Genomic DNA, 25148 nt, shown 5'->3' on the forward strand with positions numbered 1-25148 from the left:
GGTGACGCGCAACCCGATTGTCTTTTTGTTGGCCCAGCGTTTATCGCTGGGCCTGCTCTTGCTGCTCGCGGCCTCTGCCTTGATCTTTATGGGCACCGAGATTTTGCCCGGCGATGTGGCCCAGTCCATCCTTGGCCAAAGCGCAACTCCGCAGGCGCTGGCGAACCTGCGCAACGAGCTTGGCCTGAACGAGCCTGCCTTGGCGCGCTACTTTGATTGGCTGGGCGGCATTCTGCGCGGCGATCTGGGCACGGCGCTGACCAATGGTCAGGATATCTGGACCGCCATGTCGGGGCGGCTGGCCAATACGCTGTTCCTGGCAAGCTGCGCTGCGATCATTGCCGTGCCTCTGGCGATCATCCTTGGCGTCATCGCGGTGCGCTACCGCGGGCAATGGCCGGACAAGCTGATCTCTGGCATCACGCTGACATCGGTATCGATCCCGGAATTTATGCTGGGCTATATCGCGATGTTCATTCTGACGGTGCAGTTCCGCATCTTTCCATCCGTATCCACGATCTACGACAGCATGAGCCTTGGCGAAAAGCTGCATGCCGTGGCGATCCCGGTGTTGGTGTTGGTGCTGGTCGTGCTGGGCCATATGATGCGCATGACCCGCGCCGCGATCCTGAACGTGATGCAATCGGCCTATATCGAGACCGCCGAGTTGAAGGGCCTGCGCCCGATCACCGTGATCGCCCGCCACGCCTTTCCCAATGCCATCGCGCCTGTGGTCAACGTGGTCATGCTGAACATGGCCTATCTGATCGTGGGCGTTGTGGTGGTCGAGGTGGTCTTTGTCTTTCCCGGCATGGGCCAATACCTTGTCGATCACGTCACAAAGCGTGACGTGCCTGTCGTGCAGGCCTGCGGGCTTGTCTTTGCTGCCGTTTATATCGGCCTGAATATGGTGGCTGATATCGTGTCGATCCTGTCCAACCCCCGCCTGCGGCACCCGAAATGAGGGGGATACCTGTTTCCGCCCTGATCGGGCTCGCCTTTGTTGCGCTTTATGCCTTTGGCGCGATTTTTGCAGGCTTCATCGCCCCCTACGGCATGGCCGAGGTCGTCGGCGATGTGTGGGAGCCTGCGTCATCCGAACACCTGCTAGGCACCGACAGCATTGGCCGCGATCTGCTGAGCCGGATCATCTTTGGCGGGCAGACGACGATCTTTGTCGCCACCGCCGCCACGATCCTTAGCTTTACCGTGGGGTCGATCATGGGGCTGACCGCCGCTGTGGCAGGCGGCTGGGTTGACCAGTTTCTGTCGCGGTTTGTCGATCTCATCATGTCGATCCCGGCGCTGATCTTTGCCCTTGTCGTGCTGTCGGTGATGCCCGTCACCCTGCCCGTCTTGATCGTCGTCATGGGCCTGCTGGACGCCACCCGTGTATTCCGCCTGTCCCGCGCCGTCGCCGTCGATATCACCGTGATGGATTACGTGGAGGCCGCCCGCCTGCGCGGCGAAGGCAACCGCTGGATCATCTTCCACGAGATCCTGCCAAACGCCCTGTCGCCGCTGGTGGCCGAAATGGGCCTGCGGTTCATCTTTATGGTGCTCTTCATCTCGACCCTGTCGTTCCTCGGGCTTGGCGTGCAACCGCCCTTGGCGGATTGGGGCGGTATCGTGAAGGAAAACAAGGACGGTATCGTCTACGGCATCCCTGCCGCGCTGATCCCGGCCTTTGCCATCGCGACGCTCGCGATCTCTGTCAATCTGGTGGCGGACTGGGTGCTGAGCCGCACCGCCAGCCTGAAAGGAGGCCGGGATGGATGATACCCTGCTTGATGTGCGCAATCTGACGATTGGCGCGACGGTCTATCCGCCTGATGCCGCGCCCAAAGACATCTCTATCGTGCACGGCGTGTCGTTCACCCTAGCCAAGGGCCGCGTGCTGGGGCTGATCGGGGAATCCGGCGCGGGCAAGTCCACCATCGGTCTGTCCGCCATGGCCTACGGGCGCGGCGGCGTGCGGATCACCGGCGGTCAGGTGTTCCTGAACGGCCGCGATATCCTGCAAGAGCGCGCGGCGGGCCTGCGCAATTTGCGCGGGCAAGAGGTCACCTACGTCGCCCAATCCGCCGCCGCCGCCTTTAACCCCGCGATGCGCCTGATGGACCAAGTGGTCGAGGCCACGGTCCGCCACGGCCTTGCCACCCGGGCAGAGGCCGAGGCCCGCGCCGTGCAGCTGTTCGGCCAGCTGGGCCTGCCGGACCCGGACAGCATCGGGCGGCGCTATCCGCACCAAGTCTCTGGCGGGCAATTGCAGCGCGTGATGACCGCCATGGCCCTGTGCCCGCGCCCGTCGCTAGTGATCTTTGACGAGCCGACGACCGCGCTGGATGTCACCACGCAGATTGACGTGCTGTCGGCGATCAAAAAGGCCATTCAGGACACCGGTGTCGCCGCGCTTTACATCACCCACGATCTGGCCGTCGTGGCGCAGGTGTCGGACGAGATTATGGTCCTTAAGTCCGGCAAAACCATTGAACACGCGCAGGTGCGCCAGATCATTGAGGCCCCGCAACAGGACTACACCCGCGCCCTCGTGTCGGTCCGGTCCATCGACCACACGGAAAAAGAACCCGCCGCGCCGCTGCTGCGCGTGGACAACATGACCGCCCGTTATCCGGGGGTCAAACTGGACGTGCTCAAAGACGTCAGCGTCCAGATCGCGCCGGGGCAAACGCTGGCCGTGGTCGGCGAAAGCGGCTCTGGTAAATCCACGCTGGCCCGCGTCGTCACCGGCCTGCTGCCCCCGTCTGACGGGCAGATCACATTCGACGGGCGCACCCTGCCCGCCGCGCTGGACGGCCGCGCCCGGGACGATCTGCGCGAATTGCAAATGATCTATCAAATGGCCGATACCGCGATGAACCCGCGCCACACCGTCGGCACCATCATCGGGCGCCCGCTAGAGTTCTACTTTGGCCTCAAAGGCGCGGCTAAACGCGCCCGCGTGCAGGAACTGCTAGACCAGATCGAGATGGGCAAAGGCTTTATCGACCGCTACCCAGCGGAACTGTCAGGCGGGCAAAAGCAACGCGTCTGCATCGCCCGCGCCCTGGCCGCCAAACCCCGCCTGATCATCTGCGACGAGGTCACATCCGCCCTTGATCCGCTGGTCGCCGACGGCATCCTGAAACTGCTGCTGGACCTGCAGGCGCAAGAAGGCGTCGCCTATATGTTCATCACCCACGACCTGGCCACCGTCAAAGCCATCGCCGACCAAATCGCCGTCATGCACCGCGGCAAAGTCGTCCGATACGGCCCCAAATCACAGGTCATCGCCCCGCCCTTCGACGACTACACAGACCTGCTGCTCGCCTCTGTGCCAGAGATGAAAGTCGGATGGCTCGAAAACGTCGTGGCATCCCGCAAGATTGAAAGCGCGGGAAGGTAGCGGGGCGTGGCGGGCAACGCTTTGTGACTTGCAATCAGGCGCTTGCCCCACCTTAACTTCGCCAGCGAAACCCATCTTATCCACGAATGGACGATCCGATGATCAAATTCTATTTTCACCCCTCCCCGAACCCCGCCAAAGTCGCCCTGCTGCTGGAAGAGCTGGGCGTTGCCTATGACGCGGTTCCCGTGGACACCCGCAAAGGCGAGCAGTTCACGCCAGAATTCCTAGCGATCAACCCCAACGGCAAGACGCCCGCGATGACCGATGGCGACGCCAAACTGTTCGATAGCACCGCGATCTTGATGTATCTGGCCAATAAAGAGGGTAAATTCCTGCCCGACAACACACCAGAGGCGCAGGCGCAGTACCTGTCCTGGATGATGTTCGTCGCCAGTGGCATCGGCCCCTATTCGGGCCAAAGCGTGCACTTCAAGCACTTCGCGCCAGAGCCAAAAGACTATGCCGTCAACCGTTACGGCTATGAGGCAGAGCGTCACTGGGGCCTGATCGACCAGCGCCTTTCGGAAGGTGCCTATATGATGGGCGAAACCTATACCGTTCTGGACATGGCCGTCTGGGGCTGGGCGCGCGCTGTGCCGTTCATCCTTGGCGCTGACGCATGGGAAAACCTGCCCAACCTCAAGCGGTTGCTGGACGAAATTAATGCGCGTCCCGCCGCAAAGGCCGCAGAGGCGATGTTCGCCAGCCATACCTTTAAAAAAGAGATGGACGACGATGCGAAGGCCATGATGTTCCCGCAGAACAAGCGCCTCGCGTAACGCGATTGCGATGGGTCCGGCGCGATATGCGCCGGACCTTGCTGGCTTGGACAGCGCTGCCGATTGCTGCCGCGACCAAGACTTTGCAGCGAACCCCTATTTATATGCAGTATGCGCCAATTCGCCTTTTGGGTGGAAATGGCACAGCGTGCAGGGTCGATTTTAACACAATCTAAAGTATTACTGGACTCCGTTTGGGCGGCGTCGTTCAATTTGACTTTAACGTCACCAGACAATCGTCTGTTTTCAATTTATTTTACGTCGATATTTTTTAGGTGTGTCATCATTTCCAATCTTACGCGTCTTACCATTGCCGCCCTGTCCCTGGTCTGCGCAATGTGCCAACCCGCCCGATCCGAGACGCAGAAATCTGCGATCCAATTGACGATCAACGACGGCATGTCGCAAAGCACCGTCAATGACATCCTTCAGGCCGACGATGGCCGGATGTGGTTTGCGACGGGCGACGGGCTAAGCCTGTATGACGGGGAAAGTTTTCAATACGTCTATCGCGCCCAGCCGGACGCGCCGGGACTGGCGAACAATTACACCTTTGCGCTGGCGCAGGATACTAACGGGCTGATCTGGGTGGGCACCTTGGGCGGCGGGATCGCGGTGTTTGACCAGCAGGTGAACCCCGTGGCCAGCCTGCGCGCCGCCAGTGGTCTATTTGCCTCGGACGAGGTTTTCGACCTTGCCCCCGGCCCCGACGGCACGATGTGGATCGCCCATGGCCGCGGCGTCACGCAGTTGCGTCTGGACGATGGCACCTTTACCCAGCCCGGCGGCGCGCAGCCTGCGGACATCGACACCGACTATATCCGCAGCCTTGTGGTCAGTGCAGATGGCGGCGTTTACATTGGCACCGGCAGCGCAGGGCTTTATCACTTTGATCCGGCAAGCGGGCAGCTTACCCATTGGGATGACAGCAATAGCGCGCTGACCGGATTGACCGTGCTTGACGTGCTGATCGACACCGACGGCCTTGTCTGGATCGCGACAGAGGACGCGGGACTGCACCGTCTAACACCTGATACAGGCGTCATCGACCAGCCACTTGCCATCCCCGATGACGACGTCGAAGCCCTTGCGCAGGGGCAAGACGGGCGGCTGTGGATTGGCACATGGTCAAACGGCATTTTCGTCTATGACCCCGCCACCGGCGTCATGGAAAACTACCGCAGCCGCCGCGGCGTGCGCCAGCGCATCAGCTCTGACACTATCGTCGCGCTGACGCCCGGCAATCTGGGGCGTATGTGGATCGGCACCTATGACAACGGCGTCAGCAGCGTGTCCCAGTCCCCCGACCTGTTCGAAACCTACTACCCGCAAGACAGCGGCGTCATCTGGGCGCTGGCCGACGCAGGCCGAAGTGGGCTCTGGATCGGCGGTAAGGATGGCCTTTTGCGCCTGAACCGGAACCTGCAGGATCTGGCCATTGTCGATCTGGACAAAGACCTTGGCCCCGGCCCCCACGATGTCCGCACGATCCTGTCAGAGCCGTCGGGCGTCATTATCGCCGTGCGCGACCATGGCCTGCAGCGGCGCAAAGCGGGTCAGCTGACGTGGTCCCGCATGACCGCACCGGATGGCACGCCTGTCGCGGGCGATGCCTTTATCCGGCTGCTGCTGCGCGCGGCGGATGGCACGCTGTGGATCGGCACACATACCGGGGTGTTTCACGTTGGCGCAGATGGCACGCAGCTTGCGCATTACGTCGAAGGCGACGGGCCGCGCGACTTGCCCCATAACCGCACGCGAAGCCTGTATCAGGGGCCGGACGACACGATCTGGATTGGCACCAGCGGCGGGCTAAGCCGGTGGAACGCGGACACTGGCGATTTCACCACCGTATCCGGCCTTGATGTGTTGCCCGACAACGACGTGCGCGCGGTCTGGCAGGGCGCGCCGGGCGATCCGCTTTATGTTGGCACGCAAGGCGGGATCGTTCTGCTGGACAGCGATATGGCCCCACTCCGGCAGATCGGCCGGGCGAATGGTCTGCCGAACGAGACGATTTACAAGATGCTGCCGGGTAGCCTTGGTGATCTGTGGCTGACCACGAACAACGGTCTGGCGCGGCTTGATCTGGCGACGGACCAGATCGACGTATTCCGCGCCTCTGACGGGCTGCAAGGCGCAGAGTTCAACTTTAACGCTGGCACCGTGCTGGACGACGGGTCCATCGCGGTGGGCGGGATCGACGGGTTTTCCCTGTTCGACCCCCGCGAAATTTATGCAGAGCGCAGCGCGCCGCGCGTGTCGGCGGTGTGGGATCAGCAGCCGACGACCCCAATTATCGCCCCCTTTGGCATCGCGATTGATCTGTCCGTTATCCAATATGACAAGCCGGGTGATAACGCCCTGCGCTGGCGGCTGCTGCCGGATCAGACCGATTGGACGACAGCCAGCGGCGTGCGGCACCGGATCAATTACCAACTGCTCAAGGCTGGCGATTACCAGCTGGAATATCAGGGCATATCCTCTGCAGGGGTCGCATCCGCCCCCGTTGCGGTTGCCTTTCAGGTCATGCCACCCTTTACGCAGCGCTGGTGGGCGTGGCTTTGCTATGCCGCGATTGCCGCTGGCGGGCTTGTGGCCGTGTCCCGTCTGCGCACGCGGCAAGTCCGGGCACGCAATCGCAGTCTAGAGCAGATCGTCGCCGCAAAAACCGCCGAACTGGCGCAGCAAAATGCCAAGCTGGCCTGCGTTGCGCGGGACCGGGCGGCGTTTTACGCGCGCACCGTGCATGAAATCCGCACACCCCTGTCGCTGATCAGCGCGCCGCTGGACCACGCCTTGCGCCTGCCGGACCTGCCCGCCGAGGCCCGGCGCCTGATCAACCTTGTGATCCGCGCCGCCGCCCGTATGACCATGCTGACCCAGCAAATGGCTGATACCGCCGCCGCCCCCGAAGGGCTGGGCGGTGGCCGCGCGACCCTTGATCTAGCGTCTTTTGTGCAACCGATTGTCGATTTCTACCACGAGATGGCGCAAGAGCGCGGCTTGATCTGGTCTGCGACAACGCCGCTCAGCGGGGCGGCGACCCTTGATCCCAGCGCCTGCGATGCCTTGCTGCACAACCTGTTGTCCAACGCCGTGCGCCACACGCCTGCGGGCGGCACTGTCGCCGTGCAGATCACCGCACAGGCGCAAGATCTGACAATTCGCGTCACCAACACCGCGCCGTTGCCACAGCACCTTGCGGACCGGTTGATCGCGCGCAGCCTTGAGGTCGAGCCATCAAAAGGTTTGGATATCATTGCGCAGTCCGTTCTGCAGTTGCAGGGCGAACTGAGTGTAAACACCGGCCCACAGACGACCCTTCAGGTGGTGATCCCCTGCGATGCGACCCTTGCGCCGCAAGCGTTACCCTTAGCGCAGGACGATGGCGCCGCCATGGCACCGCTGTCCAAGGCGGCGCAGGACGATGCCCCCACCATCCTGATCGTCGAAGACGACAGCGATCTGCGCGGCTTTTTGGCGGACCTTCTGGCCGAGGTGGGCCAGATCCGCGCCGTCGGATCGCTTGCCGCTGCGCGCCGGGCGCTGGACCGGCACCCGGTACAACTGGTGCTATGCGATGTGATGCTGCCCGATGGGCGGGCCTTTGATTTTGGCAAATCGCTAAAGTCCGACAAGGCCACCGCCCATATCGGTCTGATCTTTCTGACCGCCTTGCAGGACACCGCCGCCCGCCGCGCGGCGCAGGATGCTTGGGCGGATGATTACCTGACCAAGCCCTTTGACCCGCAAGATGTGCTGCGTAAGGTGCAGCTACGGCTGCGCGCAGCAGAGCGGGTGCAGAACTATGTCGTCGACCATCTGCTGCCGGACCCCGGCGCGCCCGCGCCTGCGCTGCAACCGGACCTTGCGCCGTTTGATCGGCAGTTACTGGACCGGCTGGATGTGTTTTTTGAAGGCGCTCTTGCGAACCCTGATGCGCGGATCGAGGATGCGGCAACGGCTTGCGGTGTCAGCACGCGGGTCTTGCAGCGCAAGATCGACGCGCTGTGCCCGCAGCCGTTCAATACGCTGCTGTCGGACCGCCGGATGCAGCACGCAGGCGATCTGTTGCAGCAGGGCCGCCAAAGCGTCACCGATGTCGCAAGCGCCTGCGGCTATCGCAACTTGTCCAGCTTTTCGCGGCGGTTCAAAGCGTTTCATGGCCAGTCCCCGCGCGACTATGCAGCGGCGCAAACATCCGTCCGGACGGGCTAATTGCTTTGCCGGCGGCCTAAATAGCGGTCGAACCTTGTGCCAAACAGCCGTCTTGTTGTGCAGGCCGCGCCAATTGCGCCGAAGCCATGCCATCCCCGGTTGAGCCAGCATGACGCAGACGGCAAGGGTAAGGCGCGGATTATTGATCTCCGCTGAGGTGGTGGACTTTTAGGGCGACCCCCGATGATACGTCACGTTTTTTGACCGGTATCCATTCAACTACAATTTAATGCGTCCACCCCGCTCCTCGCTGCGTTCGCGCGGTGCCGGATAACAAACGGCGGCACCGCGCAAACGCGCGGTGCCGTATGCGCGTCAGTGCTTATGCGCCAAAGCGCCAACCACAATCACCACCAGCGCAAGGGGCAGCAACAGGCTGGCCGCATCCATGCCGCCGCGGGCGGGGGCCGGTTGGGCGTATTGGGCGGCGCGCGGCGCTGGGGCTTGCTGGGCATAGGATGCCACCGGGGCGGCCAGCGACAGCGTGGCGGCCAGTATGGTCAGAGATTTGCGAAACATAGTCTTTATCCTTTTGGTGTCTTGATGGCCTGCACATTGCGCAGGCCGTTTTCACAGCCTGATCTAATTGCGCGGCGGCGGGGCCTTGCGCATCTGCTCCATCGCGGCGTCGATAAGTGCGGGGGTCAGCGACGGGTTCTGCACCATCAGACAATCGACAAGGGCCGCGCGATCAGCCTGTGATGGTTCGCTGCCCGGCTCGGGCCGTGGCCCCATGCAGCTTTGCATCTGGGACGGCGTCAGGTCCAAGGCTTCGGCCACGGCGTCCATCGGGTTCGGCCCCTGCCCTTTCGGACCTTGGCCCTCTGCGCCTTGGGCCATCGCGCCCGATGTCGTCACAGCCGCCGCACTAAGCAGCGTGATAGCGGCGACAAAGGCGAATGACAGCGCGGTCGGGCCTTTGCCTGCGGACGTCATTGTGCCGCGCTGATTGCTTGCGCGTTTATTGATCTTGGGAAACATCATCTTCTCCTGTTTTGGCGCAAATCGCGCCGTCGCCTGATGCTTTTGCGATAAGTTTGAGGAGCGGATTTGCAGTGAATATGCACCCAGCGTGCAGGGTGCGAAAAAAGTGCAAAGTCTGCCAATTTCACACGCTGCGGTGTGATGGCGCGCGGCATCCGTCATGACCTGCAGTTGTAAACCAAGTTTCGCGGCTGCCGTTTTTGTCAGCATCGCGCCTGCGGTCGCGGCATATCAGGCAAATTTGCGCCGATGGCCCCCATGGGGCGGGGAACATCCCCATCAGCCACACGTTACCGCAGCATAATCACATGACTGCCATCAGGAGAATTCAAATGCCGATCTTGGACACCGTTGTCTTTCCAGTCGCCGGACGGGGCACAAGGCTTTTGCCGCTGACCAAATCGGTCCCAAAAGAACTGCTGCCCGTCTATGACAAGCCGATCCTGCAATTCGCGGTTGAAGAGGCGATCAAGGCCGGGGCAAAGCGGCTTGTGTTCGTCACCCATGCCTCAAAGCCTGCGATCGGGGATTATTTGCAGCCGGACAGCGCGCTTAAGGACGTGTTGGAAAGTGACGGCAAGGTTGAATTGGCCCGCGCGCTGGATGAAATCACGCTGGGCAGCGGCGTCGAGGTGATCTTTGTCGAACAGGACGAGCCGCTGGGTCTGGGTCACGCGGTGCTGATGGCCGCAGACCATGTGCGCGGCGATGCCTTTGGTGTGATCCTGCCCGACGATGTGATCCTTGGGCAACCTTGCCTGCCGGAAATGGCGCAGGCGTATAGCGGCGGCCACATGATCGCGGCGATGGATGTGGACCGCGCGGATGTTAAGAAATACGGCATTTTCCGCCCAACCGCCGCCGCGTCCATCGGCAAGATCGTACAAGCGTCGGAACTGGTGGAAAAGCCAAGCCCCGAAGTCGCCCCGTCGCAACTGGCCGCCGTGGGCCGCTATATCCTAGACAGCCGCATCTTTGACGCGCTGCGCAATCTGGAACCCGGCGCTGGCGGTGAATATCAGCTGACTGACGCGATTGCAGCCGATGCGCCAGCGTTCGGGCTGGCGGGCTTTCGCTTTTCCGGCGCGCGCCACGACTGCGGATCGCATGCCGGATTGCTGGGCGCGGCGAATGCCCGCGCCACGGAACTGACCTGCGCCGTGGCGGCCGAATGACGGATGACATCGACGCAACAACGCGCGAAGGGACCACTGATATTTACCTGATGCTCGACTTTGACGGCACGCTGATTGATCTGGCCCCGACGCCGGATGGCATTCACGTGCCCGCCCGCCTGCACGGCTTGCTGGCGGGCCTGCACGCCAAACTGGATGGGCGGCTGTGTCTGGTGTCGGGCCGCGAAGTCGCGGTGCTGGAACGCTTTTTGCCGGATTTCCCCGGCGACATCTTTGGGGCCCACGGGGCAGAGGCGCGGCGGGGCGGCACCCTGTCGCGTCACCCGCTTGTCGGCAGCCCGGTGGTCGCTAGCGTGCAAAGCCAAGCGCAAGACGCGGTGGCGCAGATGCACGGCGTGACGCTGGAAACAAAAGACACCGGCGCTGTCATCCACTACCGCGCTGTCCCGCAAGCCGAAGCCGCTGCCCGCGCGGCGGCTGAAACCATTGCGGCTGCCGCGCCGGGCATGGAAATGCACACCTCTAAAATGGCGTTCGAAATCAGGCCATCGGACGCCAGCAAGGCCGGCGCAGTGCACGCCATCATCGCAGAGCAGCCCAGCGGCATCCGCCCCGTCGTGATCGGTGATGACGTCACGGATGAAGAGGCGATGGTGGTGGCCAACGCCGCGGGCGGTTTCGCTGTGCGCGTCGGCGGCGGCGACACCTGCGCCGCCTACCGCCTGCCGAACCCGGCGGCGGTGCTGGCTTTGCTTGAATCGTGGCTATCGGAGGAAACATTATGACTGGTCGTCTTGTCGTCGTCTCGAACCGGGTGCCATCGGACGGGCCGCCTTCTGGCGGGCTTGTTGTCGCGCTGCATGATTGCCTGCACGAAAATGGCGGCGTGTGGTACGGCACCTCTGGCCAGATCAACGATGCACCCAGCGACGGGTTCAGCGATGTGGCTGGCGATGGCTATGACATGCGCACCTTTGATCTGACGCAGGCCGAACACGACGGCTATTACCTTGGCTACGCCAACTCTGTCCTGTGGCCGCTGTGTCACCGCCGCGCCGATCTGATGGCGCTGAGCACGGGCGATTTTGAAACCTATATCGCTGTGAACCGCCGCCTTGCCAAAATGATGGCCCGCGAATTGCGCCCCGACGATCAGGTCTGGATTCACGACTATCATTTCCTGCCCCTTGCCGCCTGCCTGCGCGAACTGGGCGTCACCGCGACCATCGGCTTTTTCCACCACATTCCGTTTCCGGCCGTGCATGACCTGCTGGCCCTGCCCCAGCACCACATTTTCCCGCAATGGATCGCCAGTTTCGACCTTGTCGGTCTGCAAACCCAGCGCGATGTTGCCGCCGCGCTCGAGATGTATCGGTCCCTTGTTGGGGCAGAGCAGCTGCGCGACGGATCGCTGCAATATCGGGGCCGGAACTTTGAAATCCGCAGTTTTCCCATCGGGATCGACGTGGATGCCTTTGCCAAAGAGGCGGGTCGCCGCGATGGCCGCGCCTTGCTCAACCTTGCCACAGACGAACGGCTGGTGATCGGTGTGGACCGGCTGGATTATTCCAAAGGACTCGACAATCGCCTAAGCGCCTTTGGCCAGTACCTAGAGGCCCGCGAAGACGGCGATCCGCGCGCATCCTTGCTGCAAATCGCCCCGCCCACGCGGGAAGCCGTGACCGCCTATCAGAACATCAGGTCAGAGATGGAGCGGATTTCCGGCAAGGTGAACGGACTGCATTCCGATCTGGACTGGACCCCGATCCGTTACATCCACCGGGGCATCCCCCGCGATACGCTGGCGGCGCTGTACCGGGCGGCGGATGTGGGCTTTGTCACGCCCTTTGCCGATGGCATGAACCTTGTGGCCAAGGAATATGTTGCAGCCCAATCACACGAAGACCCCGGCGTGCTGATCCTATCGCAGTTCGCTGGCGCGGCAGAACAGATGACGTCGGCCCTGATCGTGAACCCCTATGACATCGGCGAAATGGCCGCCGCATTGCGCACCGCCCTGTCGATGCCCCTGGCAGAGCGGCGCGAACGGCACGCGGCCTTATTCAAGGTGGTGCAGCGCGACGACATTGGGCACTGGACGGATAGCTATCTGGCAGCCATGGCCCGGATTGCGCATAAACCGCTGGTGGCAGAGGCGGTCTGATCCAGCAGGGCCCCGCATAACGGCCCAAGCTTGACGCACCGTCAATGCGCTGTGCAGCATGCGATCCCCTCTATTCAATCGCCTGCGACACTTTTACACTAGGGGTTGCGACCTCTGGGCAAGTCCATCGGCTGAGGCGTATTTGTTTTTGGAAAGTGCGCGCCATGATCGAGTCCAGTGCCCCTAAAGAGTCCTTTGATGCTAAGTCTGCACCAAAAGACAGCGGACATGCCCCTGCGTTTTTAGGCGGCGGCGAGCTGGGTCAGCGCATGTGCGCGTTCGACTGGCAGACCACGCCGCTTGGCGCGCCGTCAACCTGGCCCACCGCGCTAACCACACTGGTCGAGGTGATGCTGCAGTCACGCCAGCCCATGTTTCTGGCCTGGGGGGACGCGCGCACAATGCTTTACAACGACGCCTATGCGACCGTGTTGGGTGCACGCCACCCCGACGCGCTAGGGCGGCCGTTTTTCGACGTTTGGCACGATATTATCGACGTGGTGAAGCCGATCATGGACAAGGCCTTTGCGGGCGAAAGCACGCATATGGACGATCTGATGTTGCTGATCCACCGACACGGTTATCCCGAAGAAGCGCACTTTGCCTTTTCCTACACGCCTGTGCGGGGCGGCAGCGGGACTGTCATGGGCATGTTCTGTGCCTGCACCGAAACCACCAAAGAAGTCATGGCCCGCCGCCGCGAAATCGCCGAAAGCGAACGGCTGGAAAATATGTTCGCGATGGCCCCCAGCTTTATGGCGATCCTGCGCGGGCCGCGCCACATCTTTGAATCGACCAACGCCGCCTATAACCGCCTGATCGGGCGCGATGACATCATCGGACGGTCGGTCAGAGAGGCCCTGCCCGATATCGCGGGGCAAGGCTTTTTTGAAATTCTGGACGAGGTCTATGCGACCGGTCAGCCGTTCGTGAACCAAGACGCCAAGGTCACCTTTCAGACCTCGGAAGACAGCGCGCCGACGGACCGGTACGTGTCGTTCATCTTTCAGCCCATCAAGGGCGATGACGGCGAAGTCACCGGCGTGTTCATTGACGGGCATGACGTGACCGAGCGGATGATCAGCCAAGGCGCGCTGACCGAAAGCGAAACCCGCTTTCGCGAAATGGCCGATAACGCGCCAAACTTTATCTGGATGACAGAGCCGTCGGGCGGTTGCACCTATGTTAACCAACGTTGGCATAGCTTTACCGGGCAAACCGCGCAGGACGTACGCGGCAATGGCTGGCTGGATGCCGTCCACCCCGATGATCTAGAAGAGGTGCGCCTTGCCCTGCAACAAGCCCACGTCGATCATGATGTATTCGAGCTGGAATACCGTCTGCGCCAAGAGGACGGCACTTATGTCTGGACGCTGAACACCGCCCAGCCCCGCTTTACCACAGACGGCACCTTTGTCGGCCTGCTGGGATCGGGATTGGATATTGACGAGCGCAAAGACTTTGAAGAGCGTCAGGCCCTGATGGTCAGAGAACTGCACCACCGCGTCAAGAACACGCTGGCGACGGTGCAGGCGATCATCGGCTTCACGCTGCGCACCTCGACCGACATGGAAAGTTTCCGCACCGGTGTCAGCAACCGCATCGCGTCGCTGGCGCGCAGCCACAGTTCGCTCACCGACGCCGAATGGCAGGGCATGGACCTGCGCGCCGTGCTGCGGTCCGAACTGGAACCCTATGACAATGGCAAGCGTCTGATCCTGAAGGGGCCACGCGTCTTTCTGTCGTCCGACACCGTCGTGCCGCTGACCATGGCGGTGCACGAGCTGACGACGAACGCCGTCAAATACGGCGCATTGTCCAACGAGGATGGCCAGATCGAAGTGCGCTGGTCCGTCACCATCGGGCCAGAGGGTGAGCATCTGACCCTTGATTGGCGCGAAATGGGCGGGCCTGAAGTCTGCCCGCCAACGCGCACAGGCTTTGGCACGACCTTGCTGGAACGCCTTCTTGGCGGCCAGCTAAACGGGTCAGCCACGATGAATTACCCCGCGCAGGGGGTCGAGGTTCAAATCAAAGCGCAACTTCGTGATGCAAAAGTCGGAACGAAACCTTGATGGCACGCGTTCCGACATGATTCAAAAATTCAGGACATTCATGCAATGACATATCGTCATATCAAAGGCGCGACTGTGCTTGTCGCCGAAGACAACATGCTTGTCGCGCTGAACATCGCCCTCGCCCTAGAGGACCGAGAGGCCCGCGTGCTGGGCCCCTGCGCCCGCGTCAGCGAGGCGCTGCAGATGATCCAGGGCGCAGACATCGCCGGCGCGATCCTAGACGTCGATCTGATCGACGGGCCGGTGACACCGCTGGCACAAGCCTTGATCGCCAAGGGCTTGCCCATCGTGTTCTGCACAGGGGTCGGATTGCCGGCAGAGCTAAAGGCGCTGATCCCGAACGCTGAAGTGTTCCTAAAACCGACAGAGCCAGAACGGCTGATCGACAAGCTGAACCAGATGATCAGTTCCAGAATGCAGGCGTCTAGCTAACGCCGCCTTCACCCCGCAGGCAGCACAAACGCCTGCGTAACCTTGCCAAATAAGCGCGTGTCGCGGGCGTTGTCGTTTTATTCATCACCATCCGCGTAAAGGTGAATAACCGCCGCCTCTTTCACACCGCCAATATGCGTAAACGCCGCGCCTGCATTTGCGAAATCGGTAATCTTGAGCTTTGGAAATACGAAATACTTTTCCGCCACGTTTTCTTGCTGCGCGCAGTAAATGACGCGGGTGATCCCGGCAAAGCGCATGGCTGACAGGCACATCTCGCAGGGTTGCAGGGATGATATCAGGGTGCATTCCGACAATTGCTTGCGATCAAGCCGCTGCGTGACGGCGGCCAGCACGACCATTTCGGCATGCTTGGTCGGATCGGTCAGGGCATTGACCTCGTTCTCTCCGATTTCCAGAATCTGATCGCCACTTACAATTGCGGCGGCAATTCCATTGCGGTCATCCGCTTTGGACGCATCCAATGCCCGGTCAATGACACCTTGAATGGCATCGCGCTCGGTTTCAGATAAACGGGTGTCATTTTCTAGATCGGACATGTGCAATCTCCTTTAGCGATCTAATTAGTGCGCCAAGGGGACAGTCCACCGCAAAAGGATAAAATATATGCCCGCGCTAAAATCAATTCTGGAAACAGCGATTTATGTCGACGACTTGGGCCGCGCCTGTGCGTTTTACGAAGACGTCATGGGGCTGCGGCCGCTTAAGAAAACAGACCGCCTTTGCGCTTATGGCGTGAACGAACGCAGCGTTTTGCTGATCTTTTTGCGCGGCGGCACGGCGCAGGGTGCCACGGCCGATGGCGGAAACGAGATCCCGCCGCATGACGCGGCGGGGCAGATCCACTTTGCGTTTGAAGCCACGCACGCGGCCTTTGCCGAATGGGACGAGCATCTGACCGCGCGCGGGGTCGACATCCTAAGCCGGACAAGCTGGATGCGCGGCGGCAAAAGCCTGTATTTCCGCGATCCCGATGGAAATCTGGTGGAGATTGCGGCCTCTCCGGGTCTATGGCCGATGGAAGGCACCACGGCCTAAACGGGCGGGGACGGCCCCGCCCGCTATTGTCACGCGACCTGCTCGGCCTCCAGCACTTCGGCGAAACTTTGAAAGAACTTCGCGGCCAGTTTTTTGGCCGTGCTTTGGATCAGGCGGCTGCCCAGCTGCGCCAACTTGCCGCCGATTTCGGCCTTGGCGTCATAGGTCAGCACCGTGGTGTCGCCGTCCGCCACCAGCGTGACATCCGCGCCGCCCTTGGCATGACCAGCAGCGCCGCCATTGCCTTGCCCCGTCAGGGAAAACGCATGCGGCGCGCCGCTTTTGTCGAGCTGCACATTGCCGCTAAAGCGGGCTTTGACCGGACCGATCTTGAGCACGATCTTGGCCTCAAGCTCGGTGTCGGAATGCTGGATCAGCTCTTCGCAGCCGGGGATGCATTGGCGCAGGATTTCGGGATTATTCAAAGCGGCATAGACCCGGTCCAGCGGGGCATTGATGATGATGGCGTCTTTCAGTTCCATGGGTATCTCTTTCTAACAGCAGGGAAATTTTACGGTGGATAGCGTCTCGGCCTGCTCTGGGGTCAGGGCCCATTTGCGGCGCAGCGCAGCAAAGACGTGGCGCAGTCGTGTCATGGTCATGTTCCTTTGGCCGGGGTCATTAGGATGCGGCGCTTTGGGCGGCCTGCGTTGAAATCTGGCGTTTGACTTCGGTCATCTGCGCAAGGATCGACAGGGCGATTTCTGCTGGCGTGACGGCACCAATGTTCAGGCCCGCAGGTGCGTGCACAGCGGCGATTTGACCCGCTGGGATGTCCTGCGCGGCCAATTTCGCCGACAGCGTGGCGTACTTTTTGCCGCTGCCCACGAAAGCGGTGTAGTCCGCGCCGCTGGTCAGAACGGCGGTCAGCGCGGCCAAATCCCCCTGCCCCTGCGTGGCAATCACGACATAGCGGGCGCGGCCCGGTGCGCGGTCTGGCAGGGGCACATCGCTTGCGGCCTCTGTCACGGTCCAGCCGAAATGTGGCGCGAGGGCGGTCAGTTTCAGCGCCACCGGGGATGCGCCGATGACCCACAATTCAGGCTCTGGCAGATGCGGTTCGATAAAGATGTCGATAGTGCCCTTTGACGGGCAGCCGTTACGGGCAAAGCGGACGCCGTCCTTGTCATCGCCGGCATGCACGCCTTGGCGGGCAAGGTCCTCTTCCGGGGCGACGGAAATCAGCTGCGGCTGCCCGGTGGCATAGGCGCGCAGGGTCGCGGCCTTGATCGCGCCTTTGACGCAGCCCCCGCCCAGCCAGCCGTCGATAATGGTGCCGTCACCGCGCAGCAGCGCCTTAGCACCGGGTTTGGCGGCGGTGGTGCCAGCCGTGCGCACGATGGTGGCGATGGCAAAGACGTCTGTGCCGTCCTGCAGCCCGTGTTCCATGATCTGTTTGGGTGTCATAGCCGTGCCAATTCAGGTTCAAGGGCGGCCAGATCGCCCAGCGTGTTGGCCGCACAAAACAGGTCAAGATGCGGTAAAGCCTGCGCCATGGCGCGCGCGGTGGGGGCGTAGCCGTCCCAGCCTTTCAGCGGGTTCAGCCAGATAATCTTGCAGCCGCGCTTTTTCAGCCGCGCAAGCGCGTCCGAAATACCGTCGGGCGCGGCGGTGTCATAGCCGTCGGACAGGATCATCACGACGGTGCGGTTATCGACAAAGCGGCGGCCATAGGTGCCCGCAAAGGTGTTCAGGCTATCGCCAATTTTGGACCCGCCCGCAAAGCCGTCCGCCAGCAGCGACAACCGCGCAAGGGCGCGCAGGGCGTCCTTGTCGCGTAGCGCTTCGGTAATGCGGACCAGCTTGGTGTGAAACAGATAGGCATCCGCGCGGGGATCGGCGCGCATCAGACCTGCCAGAAAAGCCAGAAAGATGCGCGAATAGACCGTCATGGACCCGGACACATCGCAGATCGCGGTGACGCGCAGTGTCCGGTCCGGGCGGTGGCGGCGCGGCAAGGCAAAGGGTTCGCCCCCCGTCGCTAAGCTTTGCCGGATCGCTTTGCGAAAATGGATTTGATCGCCCTTGCGCGCCGCAACCCGGCGGCGGGATTTGCGATCGCGCATCGCCGCGCCAAGGCGCAGGGCGATCTTTTCAGCCTCTGCAATGTCGTCAGGGCGTACGATGTCGCGCAGGTCTTTTTTGAATAGGTTCGCGATGTCGGTGGCGACCAGCTTGCCCTCGCCGTTTGCGTCCGCCTCTCCTGTCCCGCCGTCCGGCGCGCTGATATCGCCAGCGCCGTCGCTGGGATCGCCCGCCGCGTTCGCCTCGCGGGTTGAATGGGCGTGCTCGTTCGGGGCGTTTGGCGCGGTTGGCACGACGCGGGTTTTCACCCGCCCGCCGTTCATCCAGTAGCTGTCGAACAGCCCGTCGAACTGGGCGGCTTCCTCGGTGCATCCGGTAAAGACGGATTTCAGGGCACGCCGCGCCTCACTTGGGTTGGCGGCATTGACGTGGCACAGCGCCTCTATCGCTAATGCCGTCTCTCCGACGCCAAGGCGCAGGCCGTGGTCGCGCAAGTGCCGAGCAAAGCCGGTCATGCGCGCAGCTGGCCCCGGATCGCGGGCGGCGAATTTGGTCACAAGGGTCATGCCGCTTTCCCGGCCAGACGCTGGGCGATTTCGGTTGGGATCGCGTCCCGGTCCATCTGCGTTTTCAGCAAGGTCGCCAGTGACGCCTGCAAGATTGCAGGATCATCGGTCAGGTCCGCGACGCCAAGCCCCATCAGGGCGGCGGCGAAGTCGAGCATTTCGGCAATGCCGGGCTTCTTTTCCAGCTCTTGTTTGCGCAAGGATTGCACGAAGCCGACGATCTGGGCGCACAGGCGGTCGGTGATATCAGGATAGCGCGTGACCAAAATGGACAGCTCTGTTTCCAGATCGGGGTATGGGACATGGGCGTAGAGGCAGCGGCGGCGCAGCGCATCGCTCAGGTCGCGGGTGCCGTTGGCGGTCAGGATCACCATGGGGCGGGTCGTGGCGGTGATCGTGCCCATTTCTGGGATGGTGATTTGGAACTCCGACAGGATTTCCAGCAGATAAGCCTCGAATTCCTCATCCGCGCGGTCGATTTCGTCGATCAGCAGTACAGGCGCTTTGGTCTGGCGTATCGCCTTAAGCAAGGGCCGTTCCAACAGAAATTCATCGGAAAAGATACGCGCCTCAACTTGCCGCCCCGTCTCTCCATCCTCGGATGCTGCACGGATCGCAAGTAGTTGGCGCTGATAGTTCCACTCATAGATCGCCTGCGCCGCGTCCAAGCCTTCGTAGCATTGCAGCCGGATCAACTGCGTGTCCTGCACGGCGGCCAGCACACGGGCGACTTCGGTCTTGCCGACGCCTGCGGCCCCTTCCAGCAACAACGGCCGCCCCAGCTGCAGCGACAGATGCAGCGCCATCGCCAGATCGCCAGAGGCAATATACCCCTGTTCGGCCATGGCCGTTTGTAACGTCTTAAAGGTCATTGGATCCCCTCCCCAAGGTGCGGGCTGCAGGGTCTGCAGCCCGCGATGGGTCATTTAGTCGTGCATGCCAAGGTTCGCGGCGGTCTGCCAAATCCGCCAGTGGTCATGCGGCATGTTGGTGTGACGGTTGCCGAACGGGCGGAACGCATCCTGCACCGCGTTGGAAAAGCACGGCACGCCGCCGACATGCGGGCTTTCGCCCACACCCTTTGCGCCGATCGGGTGATGCGGGCTGGGGGTGACGGTAAAGTCGGTTTCGTAGTTGGGCACTTCCCACGCGGTTGGCAGGAAGAAGTCCATCAGCGTACCGGTTTTGACGTTGCCGATGTCGTCATAGGCAATCTCTTGCCCCAGTGCGACGGCAAGGGCTTCGGTCAGGCCGCCGTGGATTTGGCCTTCGATCACCATCGGGTTGATCCGTGTGCCGCAGTCGTCCAGCGCGTAAAAGCGGCGGATTTCCGGCACACCGGTATCGACGTCGATATCCATGACGCAGACATAAGCGCCAAAAGGATAGGTCATGTTGGGCGGATCGTAATAGCTGACCGCCTCTAGACCCGGCTCTAGCCCCGGAATGGCCTGATGATAGGACGCATAGGCGATTTCCTTCATCGTCTTGAACCGCTCTGGCGCGCCTTTGACGGCGAAGCGATCCACGTCGAATTCCACGTCGTCGTCGTGAACTTCCAGCAGATAGGCCGCGATCATCTGCGCCTTGGCGCGGATTTTGCGCCCAGCCATCGCCGCCGCCGCCCCTGCAACTGGGGTAGAGCGAGAGCCGTAAGTGCCCAGACCATAAGGCGCGGTGTCGGTGTCGCCTTCCTCGATCGTGATGCTATCGGCGGGCAGACCGATTTCGGACGCAAGGATTTGCGCAAACGTCGTCGCATGCCCCTGCCCCTGAGAGATCGTGCCAAGCCGCGCCGTGGCAGAGCCTGTTGGGTGGATGCGGATTTCGCAGCTGTCGAACATGCCCATGCCAAGGATGTCGCAGTTCTTGACCGGACCTGCACCGACGATTTCGGTAAAGAACGACAGGCCAATCCCCATGATCTTGCGCGTCTCGCCGCGTTTGAACGCTGCGACCCGTTCTGCCTGCTCCGCGCGCAGACCTTTGTAATCGACGGCCAGCAGCGCCTTGTCCCACGCGGTTTGGTAATCGCCGGAGTCGTATTCCCAGCCCAGCGCCGCAGTATAGGGGAACTGCTCTTTCTTGATGAAGTTGATCGACCGCAGTTCTGCCGGGTCCATGTTCAGCTCGATCGCCAAGACTTCGATCATCCGTTCGATGAAATACACAGCCTCGGTCACGCGGAAGGAACAGCGATACGACACGCCGCCCGGTGCCTTGTTGGTGTAGACGCCATCAACGCCCAGATAGGCGACGGGGATGTCATAGGACCCGGTGCAGATGTTCATGAAACCGGCCGGGAACTTGGTGGGATCGGCGCAGGCGTCAAATGCGCCGTGGTCTGCGGTGACGTGGCAGTGCAAGCCTGTGATCTTGCCCTCTTTCGTGGCGCTGATTTTGCCTTTCATCCAATAGTCGCGGGCAAAAGCGGTGGACATCAGGTTTTCCATCCGGTCCTCGACCCACTTCACCGGCACGCCGGTGACGATGGATGCGACGATGGAACAGACATAGCCCGGATAGACGCCGACCTTATTGCCAAAACCGCCACCGATGTCGGGGGAAACGACGCGGATATTATGCTCTTCGATGCCCGACAAAAGCGAGGCGACGGTGCGCACAACGTGCGGCGCTTGGAATGTGCCCCACAGCGTCAGCTTGCCGTTGACCTTGTCCATCGATGCAACCGACCCGCAGGTTTCCAGCGGGCACGGGTGGGTGCGGTGGTAATACATCTCGGCTTCGGCGACGACTTCGGCGTTGTCGATCACCTGATTGGTGGCCTCTAACTCTCCGGCTTCCCATGTGAAGATATGGTTGGGATGCTTGCGCGGGCCATGGGCCCCATTGGGGATAGAGCCGTCTGGAGCGATCAGATCCTCGCGCAGAACCACATCGGATTGCAGCGATTTGAACGGGTTGACGATGACTTCAAGCTCTTCGTATTCGACCTCGACCAGCTCTACCGCGTCCGCCGCGATGTAGCGGTCAGCGGCGACGACAAAGGCGACCTCTTGCCCTTGAAATAGCACTTTGCCATCGGCCAGCACCATCTGCTTGTCACCTGCAAGCGTCGGCATCCAATGCAGACCCAGCGGTTCCAGATCCTTGGCGGTCAGGACCGCCGTGACACCGGGCAGCGCCATCGCGGCGTCGATGTTGATCGATTTGATCCGCGCATGGGCATAGGGCGAGCGTACGAAATCGCCGTGCAACATGCCGGGCAGCTTGATGTCGTCGACATAGTTACCCTTGCCTTGGGTAAAGCGGGCATCCTCGACGCGCTTGCGCGAACAGCCCAGACCTTTTAGGCCAGCGACCCGGTCCTCGCGTGTGACTTCGTCCTTCATTGTGCCGCCTCCTTAGCTGAATTCAGTTCCGAGGCTGCGGACAGAATGGATTTCACGATGTTCTGGTAGCCCGTGCAGCGGCAGATGTTGCCAGCGATGCCAAAGCGGACCTCTTCTTCGGTCGGGTTCGGGTTTTCCTCTAGCAACTTGGCGGCGCGGGTAATCATCCCCGGCGTGCAAAAGCCGCACTGAAGCCCGTGATGTTCCTTAAAGTTTTCCTGCAGCACATGCAGCGCGTCCGGGCTGCCCAGACCTTCGATGGTGGTGATTTCCGCGCCATTGGCTTGCGCCACGAACATGGTGCAGGATTTCACGGATTTGCCGTTCAGCGTGACGGTGCAGGCGCCGCAATGGGACGTTTCGCAGCCGACGTGCGGGCCGGTGATGTTCAGCTTTTCACGCAGGGCGTAGATCAGCAATTCGCGTGGTTCGGCCAGAAACTCGTGGTCTGTGCCGTTCACGTTCAGTTTGACGTGCATCTTGTTTGACATGGGTGTGTTCCTCCTTACGCCCGGGACCAGGCGCGGGCGATGGCGCGGCCAAGGACGATGCCAGCGACGTGGCGCTTGAATGCGACGGGGCCGCGGTTGTCTTCGGTGGGGTCAATATCAGCCAGCATTGCCGCGACGGCGGCCTTGATCGCCTCCGCGCCGCAGTCGGTGCCGACCAGCGCTGCGCCAGCGGCCTCTGACCACACGGGTGTGTCGCTCAGGTTCGTCATCGCGATGGACGCAGCGGCGACTTTGCCGCCCTCTTTGCTGATCAGCACCGCAGCAGCGGCGGTGGCGTAGTCGCCGATTTTGCGCTTTTGCTTTTCATAAGCATGGCCGCCGACGGGCACGGCAAAGGTGATCGCGGTCAGCACTTCGTCGTCTTCGCGGGCCGTCATATAGGCGGAATCGTAAAAGTCGCGCGCCGCGACAGTACGCTCGCCGTCCGGGCCAATCAGGTGAAACTGCGCATCAAGGCACTGCATCAGGCCCGGCATATCGTTGCCCGGATCGCCGTTCGCCACATTGCCGCCGACGGTGCCCATATAACGGACCTGCGGGTCTGCGATCTGCAAAGCAGCCTCTGCCATGATCGGGGCTGCGGCGGTCAGGGCCGCGTCGGCGATGATGTCATGCTGCGTGGTCATTGTGCCGATGCGGATGGTGCCGCCGTCAATGGTGATCCCGCTCAGGCCAGCGATGCCTTGCAGGTCGATCAGGTGCGGCACGTCCGCCATCCGCAGCTTCATCATGGGGATCAGGCTGTGGCCACCCGCCAGCACGCGAGCTTCGTCGCCATGCTCTTGCAGCAGGGCCAAAACGCCCTCCATGCTGGTCGGCCTATAGTATTCAAACGCCGCTGGTATCATTGCATCTCCTCCCAAATCCGCAAAGTCTTCTGCAGTCAGGCTGGCCTTTGGCCGGGGGCAATGCTTGTGAAATTCAATGAAACGCAGGGTGTTTTGCACGAATGGCGCCGTTTGGCGCACGAATGGCGATGCGCTATACGCCCAGCGTGTCGCGCACAGCCTTCAGGTGTGACCGGCTGACGGGGACTGCTGGCAAGTGCCCATCGGCAAAGCGGCACAGGCCTTGATCCTTTGTCCGCTCGAACCCTTTGACCTGCGCAGGGTTCACCAAATAGCTGCGATGCGTCTTGATAAAACCCGCGTCTGACAGGCGCTTAACGGCCTCTGTGATCGGCCACGCGCAAAAGTGCTGGGCGTCGTTGGTATAGACTTTGGTGTAGTGCCCCTCGGCCCGGACAAAGGCGACTTGGACGGGGTCAATCATGTGGGTGACGCCGTGCCGTTCGCAGGGGATATGCAAAGGGCGCGGCGCGGCGATGGGCGCAGGTACAGGTGTCATTACGGCAGGTGCCGTGACGGGCGCTGACACAGATGCAGGCGGCACAAAGAACGTCACGCCCATCCACAAGAACCCGCCGAAGATCACAAAGCTTGATACGATCACGCCCAGCGCCAAGGTTTCATTGCTCATGACCGGGCCGAATTCATCTAGCGTCTGTACGGCGACGAACTGCGTATTGGCTGTCGCGATGAAATGCACCGCACAGACCGCCAGGGCAAAGCACAGGGTCCCCAGCAAGATGCTGCGATTGGTGCGTTTGCCGTAGGCCACCCAGAACGCGCCGATGCACAGCCCGATGGCCGATACCGCCGACATCGCCACCCCCAGCGGTGTATAAACGGGCTTGCACAGTTGCAGCCCAGCCATGCCAAGGTAATGCATCGCCAGAATACCGCAGCCCACCAAGGCACCCGCAGCGGACACCGTCACCGGGGTACGGTCGCGAAAATGCAATAGCAGCAGCGCCGTGCCAACGATCAGAATCGCCAGCAAGGCCGAGGCCAGCGTCACCGCCGCGTCATAATAGAACAAAATCGGCATCTGCATGCCCAGCATGGCGACAAAATGCATCGACCAGATGCCGCCGCCCAGCGCGATGGCAGAGGCAGCAACAGACCGCTTACGCTGCGCAACGCCTTGTTTTGAAAGATCCTTTGATAGCGTTAGCCCAGTGAAACCCGCCGCTAGGGCGATCACCACAGAGGCTGCGACAAGCCAGCTATTTTGACCAACGTCCAGAAATTCCATCCGCGCTTGATGGCACCAATCTTGCGACAAATCAACGCGCTGGCGCCCGCGATAGGCGCTGCGCTTTGTCGCTACGGGCCGATACAACCTAGGGTCAGCCTAGGCCGGGCCAAATCATGTGCGATAGGATCATACAAAACGCTGCCGCGTTGCCGCTGAAATGATCGCAAAACACACCTGATGTGCAACTTTCTTGCCTTATCGCAATGATCGTGACGGCCGTGTTTTTTCAGCTTGCTCTCGCGCCTGTGAACGCACACAATTTCAGCTAAGCCACTGCACCAAGCCACCATCGGCTGCAGGACCGGCGCTGAAACCGGGGTTTGTCTAAGC

Annotated in this window: 22 protein-coding genes; 11 read left to right on the top strand and 11 right to left on the bottom strand. The window is 61.6% G+C overall.

Annotation, left to right across the window (positions count from 1 at the left end; all coding sequences use genetic code 11):
* Position 1: 1 nt before the first annotated feature.
* From KBW81_RS10025 to KBW81_RS10045, 5 genes are all read left to right on the top strand, one after another.
* A complete protein-coding gene (locus KBW81_RS10025; RefSeq protein WP_254247059.1) occupies positions 2-964 on the top strand; it encodes an ABC transporter permease in 963 nt (320 codons plus the stop codon).
* Positions 961-1779 (top strand): ABC transporter permease, encoded by an 819-nt coding sequence (locus KBW81_RS10030; RefSeq protein ID WP_254247060.1) that lies wholly within the window; start codon positions 961-963, stop codon positions 1777-1779. The genes KBW81_RS10025 and KBW81_RS10030 overlap by 4 nt, the downstream gene beginning before the upstream one ends.
* Positions 1772-3406, top strand: a complete 1635-nt coding sequence (locus KBW81_RS10035) for an ABC transporter ATP-binding protein (RefSeq protein ID WP_254247061.1) — start codon at positions 1772-1774, stop codon at positions 3404-3406. Before KBW81_RS10030 ends, KBW81_RS10035 begins: the two co-directional genes overlap by 8 nt.
* Positions 3407-3504: 98 nt before the next feature.
* On the top strand, positions 3505-4188 hold the full coding sequence (locus KBW81_RS10040; RefSeq protein ID WP_254247062.1) for a glutathione S-transferase family protein: 684 nt from the start codon (positions 3505-3507) through the stop codon (positions 4186-4188).
* Positions 4189-4524: 336 nt separating this feature from the next.
* Positions 4525-8409 (top strand): hybrid sensor histidine kinase/response regulator transcription factor, encoded by a 3885-nt coding sequence (locus tag KBW81_RS10045; RefSeq protein WP_254247063.1) that lies wholly within the window; start codon positions 4525-4527, stop codon positions 8407-8409.
* 315 nt (positions 8410-8724) lie between these two features.
* Here KBW81_RS10045 and KBW81_RS10050 read toward each other — a convergent pair whose 3' ends face one another.
* The gene (locus KBW81_RS10050; RefSeq protein ID WP_090189863.1) at positions 8725-8928 is read right to left on the bottom strand and encodes a hypothetical protein; all 204 of its coding nucleotides are present in this window, start codon (positions 8926-8928) and stop codon (positions 8725-8727) included.
* A gap of 63 nt (positions 8929-8991) precedes the next feature.
* Positions 8992-9393, bottom strand: coding sequence for a hypothetical protein (locus KBW81_RS10055; RefSeq protein WP_254247064.1), 402 nt, complete (start codon positions 9391-9393; stop codon positions 8992-8994).
* A 332-nt stretch (positions 9394-9725) separates the two neighbouring features.
* On the opposite strand from KBW81_RS10055, the gene KBW81_RS10060 reads away from it, so the two are divergent.
* The 5 genes from KBW81_RS10060 (at position 9726) to KBW81_RS10080 (ending at position 15203) form a co-directional block, all read left to right on the top strand.
* A complete protein-coding gene (locus KBW81_RS10060; protein WP_254247065.1) occupies positions 9726-10568 on the top strand; it encodes a UTP--glucose-1-phosphate uridylyltransferase in 843 nt (280 codons plus the stop codon).
* Entirely contained in the window at positions 10565-11314 is a 750-nt protein-coding gene (gene otsB / locus KBW81_RS10065; protein ID WP_254247066.1) for a trehalose-phosphatase, read from the top strand. Before KBW81_RS10060 ends, otsB begins: the two co-directional genes overlap by 4 nt.
* Positions 11311-12693 (top strand): alpha,alpha-trehalose-phosphate synthase (UDP-forming), encoded by a 1383-nt coding sequence (locus tag KBW81_RS10070; protein ID WP_254247067.1) that lies wholly within the window; start codon positions 11311-11313, stop codon positions 12691-12693. The genes otsB and KBW81_RS10070 overlap by 4 nt, the downstream gene beginning before the upstream one ends.
* Before the next feature lie 164 nt (positions 12694-12857).
* Positions 12858-14768: a PAS domain-containing sensor histidine kinase gene (locus tag KBW81_RS10075; RefSeq protein WP_254247068.1), complete on the top strand. Its 1911-nt coding sequence runs from the start codon at positions 12858-12860 to the stop codon at positions 14766-14768.
* Positions 14769-14813: 45 nt separating this feature from the next.
* Positions 14814-15203, top strand: coding sequence for a response regulator (locus KBW81_RS10080; RefSeq protein WP_254247069.1), 390 nt, complete (start codon positions 14814-14816; stop codon positions 15201-15203).
* A 77-nt stretch (positions 15204-15280) separates the two neighbouring features.
* Here KBW81_RS10080 and KBW81_RS10085 read toward each other — a convergent pair whose 3' ends face one another.
* Positions 15281-15763, bottom strand: a complete 483-nt coding sequence (locus KBW81_RS10085; protein WP_254247070.1) for a nucleoside deaminase — start codon at positions 15761-15763, stop codon at positions 15281-15283.
* 67 nt (positions 15764-15830) lie between these two features.
* Between KBW81_RS10085 and KBW81_RS10090 the strand changes: the two genes are divergently transcribed.
* A complete protein-coding gene (locus KBW81_RS10090) occupies positions 15831-16262 on the top strand; it encodes a VOC family protein (protein WP_254247071.1) in 432 nt (143 codons plus the stop codon).
* 29 nt (positions 16263-16291) lie between these two features.
* Here KBW81_RS10090 and KBW81_RS10095 read toward each other — a convergent pair whose 3' ends face one another.
* The 8 genes from KBW81_RS10095 to KBW81_RS10130 form a co-directional block, all read right to left on the bottom strand.
* Positions 16292-16744, bottom strand: coding sequence for a CoxG family protein (locus tag KBW81_RS10095; protein ID WP_254247072.1), 453 nt, complete (start codon positions 16742-16744; stop codon positions 16292-16294).
* A 139-nt stretch (positions 16745-16883) separates the two neighbouring features.
* Positions 16884-17669, bottom strand: coding sequence for an XdhC family protein (locus KBW81_RS10100; protein WP_254247073.1), 786 nt, complete (start codon positions 17667-17669; stop codon positions 16884-16886).
* Positions 17666-18853, bottom strand: coding sequence for a vWA domain-containing protein (locus tag KBW81_RS10105; RefSeq protein ID WP_254247074.1), 1188 nt, complete (start codon positions 18851-18853; stop codon positions 17666-17668). Before KBW81_RS10105 ends, KBW81_RS10100 begins: the two co-directional genes overlap by 4 nt.
* Positions 18850-19725 carry an AAA family ATPase gene (locus KBW81_RS10110; RefSeq protein ID WP_254247075.1) on the bottom strand — a complete coding sequence of 292 codons (876 nt, stop codon included), beginning with the start codon at positions 19723-19725 and terminating at the stop codon, positions 18850-18852. The genes KBW81_RS10105 and KBW81_RS10110 overlap by 4 nt, the downstream gene beginning before the upstream one ends.
* A gap of 54 nt (positions 19726-19779) precedes the next feature.
* Positions 19780-22206: an aerobic carbon-monoxide dehydrogenase large subunit gene (locus KBW81_RS10115; protein WP_090189886.1), complete on the bottom strand. Its 2427-nt coding sequence runs from the start codon at positions 22204-22206 to the stop codon at positions 19780-19782.
* Entirely contained in the window at positions 22203-22697 is a 495-nt protein-coding gene (locus KBW81_RS10120; RefSeq protein WP_090189888.1) for a (2Fe-2S)-binding protein, read from the bottom strand. Before KBW81_RS10120 ends, KBW81_RS10115 begins: the two co-directional genes overlap by 4 nt.
* Before the next feature lie 14 nt (positions 22698-22711).
* Positions 22712-23566, bottom strand: a complete 855-nt coding sequence (locus tag KBW81_RS10125) for an FAD binding domain-containing protein (RefSeq protein ID WP_254249040.1) — start codon at positions 23564-23566, stop codon at positions 22712-22714.
* Positions 23567-23699: 133 nt separating this feature from the next.
* Positions 23700-24815, bottom strand: coding sequence for an MHYT domain-containing protein (locus KBW81_RS10130; protein WP_254247076.1), 1116 nt, complete (start codon positions 24813-24815; stop codon positions 23700-23702).
* Positions 24816-25148 lie beyond the last annotated feature (333 nt).

Origin of the sequence: Loktanella salsilacus (assembly GCF_024206795.1) — a bacterium.
Taxonomy (GTDB): Bacteria; Pseudomonadota; Alphaproteobacteria; order Rhodobacterales; family Rhodobacteraceae; genus Loktanella; species Loktanella salsilacus.

Excerpts from the sequence above, each read along its gene's own strand:
- KBW81_RS10030 (WP_254247060.1), top strand. The coding sequence starts at position 961 with ATGAGGGGGATACCTGTTTCCGCCCTGATCGGGCTCGCCTTTGTTGCG.
- KBW81_RS10035 (WP_254247061.1), top strand. The coding sequence starts at position 1,772 with ATGGATGATACCCTGCTTGATGTGCGCAATCTGACGATTGGCGCGACG.
- KBW81_RS10040 (WP_254247062.1), top strand. The coding sequence starts at position 3,505 with ATGATCAAATTCTATTTTCACCCCTCCCCGAACCCCGCCAAAGTCGCC.
- KBW81_RS10045 (WP_254247063.1), top strand. The coding sequence starts at position 4,525 with ATGTGCCAACCCGCCCGATCCGAGACGCAGAAATCTGCGATCCAATTG.
- KBW81_RS10050 (WP_090189863.1), bottom strand. The coding sequence starts at position 8,928 with ATGTTTCGCAAATCTCTGACCATACTGGCCGCCACGCTGTCGCTGGCC.
- KBW81_RS10055 (WP_254247064.1), bottom strand. The coding sequence starts at position 9,393 with ATGATGTTTCCCAAGATCAATAAACGCGCAAGCAATCAGCGCGGCACA.
- KBW81_RS10060 (WP_254247065.1), top strand. The coding sequence starts at position 9,726 with ATGCCGATCTTGGACACCGTTGTCTTTCCAGTCGCCGGACGGGGCACA.
- otsB (WP_254247066.1), top strand. The coding sequence starts at position 10,565 with ATGACGGATGACATCGACGCAACAACGCGCGAAGGGACCACTGATATT.
- KBW81_RS10070 (WP_254247067.1), top strand. The coding sequence starts at position 11,311 with ATGACTGGTCGTCTTGTCGTCGTCTCGAACCGGGTGCCATCGGACGGG.
- KBW81_RS10075 (WP_254247068.1), top strand. The coding sequence starts at position 12,858 with ATGATCGAGTCCAGTGCCCCTAAAGAGTCCTTTGATGCTAAGTCTGCA.
- KBW81_RS10080 (WP_254247069.1), top strand. The coding sequence starts at position 14,814 with ATGACATATCGTCATATCAAAGGCGCGACTGTGCTTGTCGCCGAAGAC.
- KBW81_RS10085 (WP_254247070.1), bottom strand. The coding sequence starts at position 15,763 with ATGTCCGATCTAGAAAATGACACCCGTTTATCTGAAACCGAGCGCGAT.
- KBW81_RS10090 (WP_254247071.1), top strand. The coding sequence starts at position 15,831 with ATGCCCGCGCTAAAATCAATTCTGGAAACAGCGATTTATGTCGACGAC.
- KBW81_RS10095 (WP_254247072.1), bottom strand. The coding sequence starts at position 16,744 with ATGGAACTGAAAGACGCCATCATCATCAATGCCCCGCTGGACCGGGTC.
- KBW81_RS10100 (WP_254247073.1), bottom strand. The coding sequence starts at position 17,669 with ATGACACCCAAACAGATCATGGAACACGGGCTGCAGGACGGCACAGAC.
- KBW81_RS10105 (WP_254247074.1), bottom strand. The coding sequence starts at position 18,853 with ATGACCCTTGTGACCAAATTCGCCGCCCGCGATCCGGGGCCAGCTGCG.
- KBW81_RS10110 (WP_254247075.1), bottom strand. The coding sequence starts at position 19,725 with ATGACCTTTAAGACGTTACAAACGGCCATGGCCGAACAGGGGTATATT.
- KBW81_RS10115 (WP_090189886.1), bottom strand. The coding sequence starts at position 22,206 with ATGAAGGACGAAGTCACACGCGAGGACCGGGTCGCTGGCCTAAAAGGT.
- KBW81_RS10120 (WP_090189888.1), bottom strand. The coding sequence starts at position 22,697 with ATGTCAAACAAGATGCACGTCAAACTGAACGTGAACGGCACAGACCAC.
- KBW81_RS10125 (WP_254249040.1), bottom strand. The coding sequence starts at position 23,566 with ATGATACCAGCGGCGTTTGAATACTATAGGCCGACCAGCATGGAGGGC.
- KBW81_RS10130 (WP_254247076.1), bottom strand. The coding sequence starts at position 24,815 with ATGGAATTTCTGGACGTTGGTCAAAATAGCTGGCTTGTCGCAGCCTCT.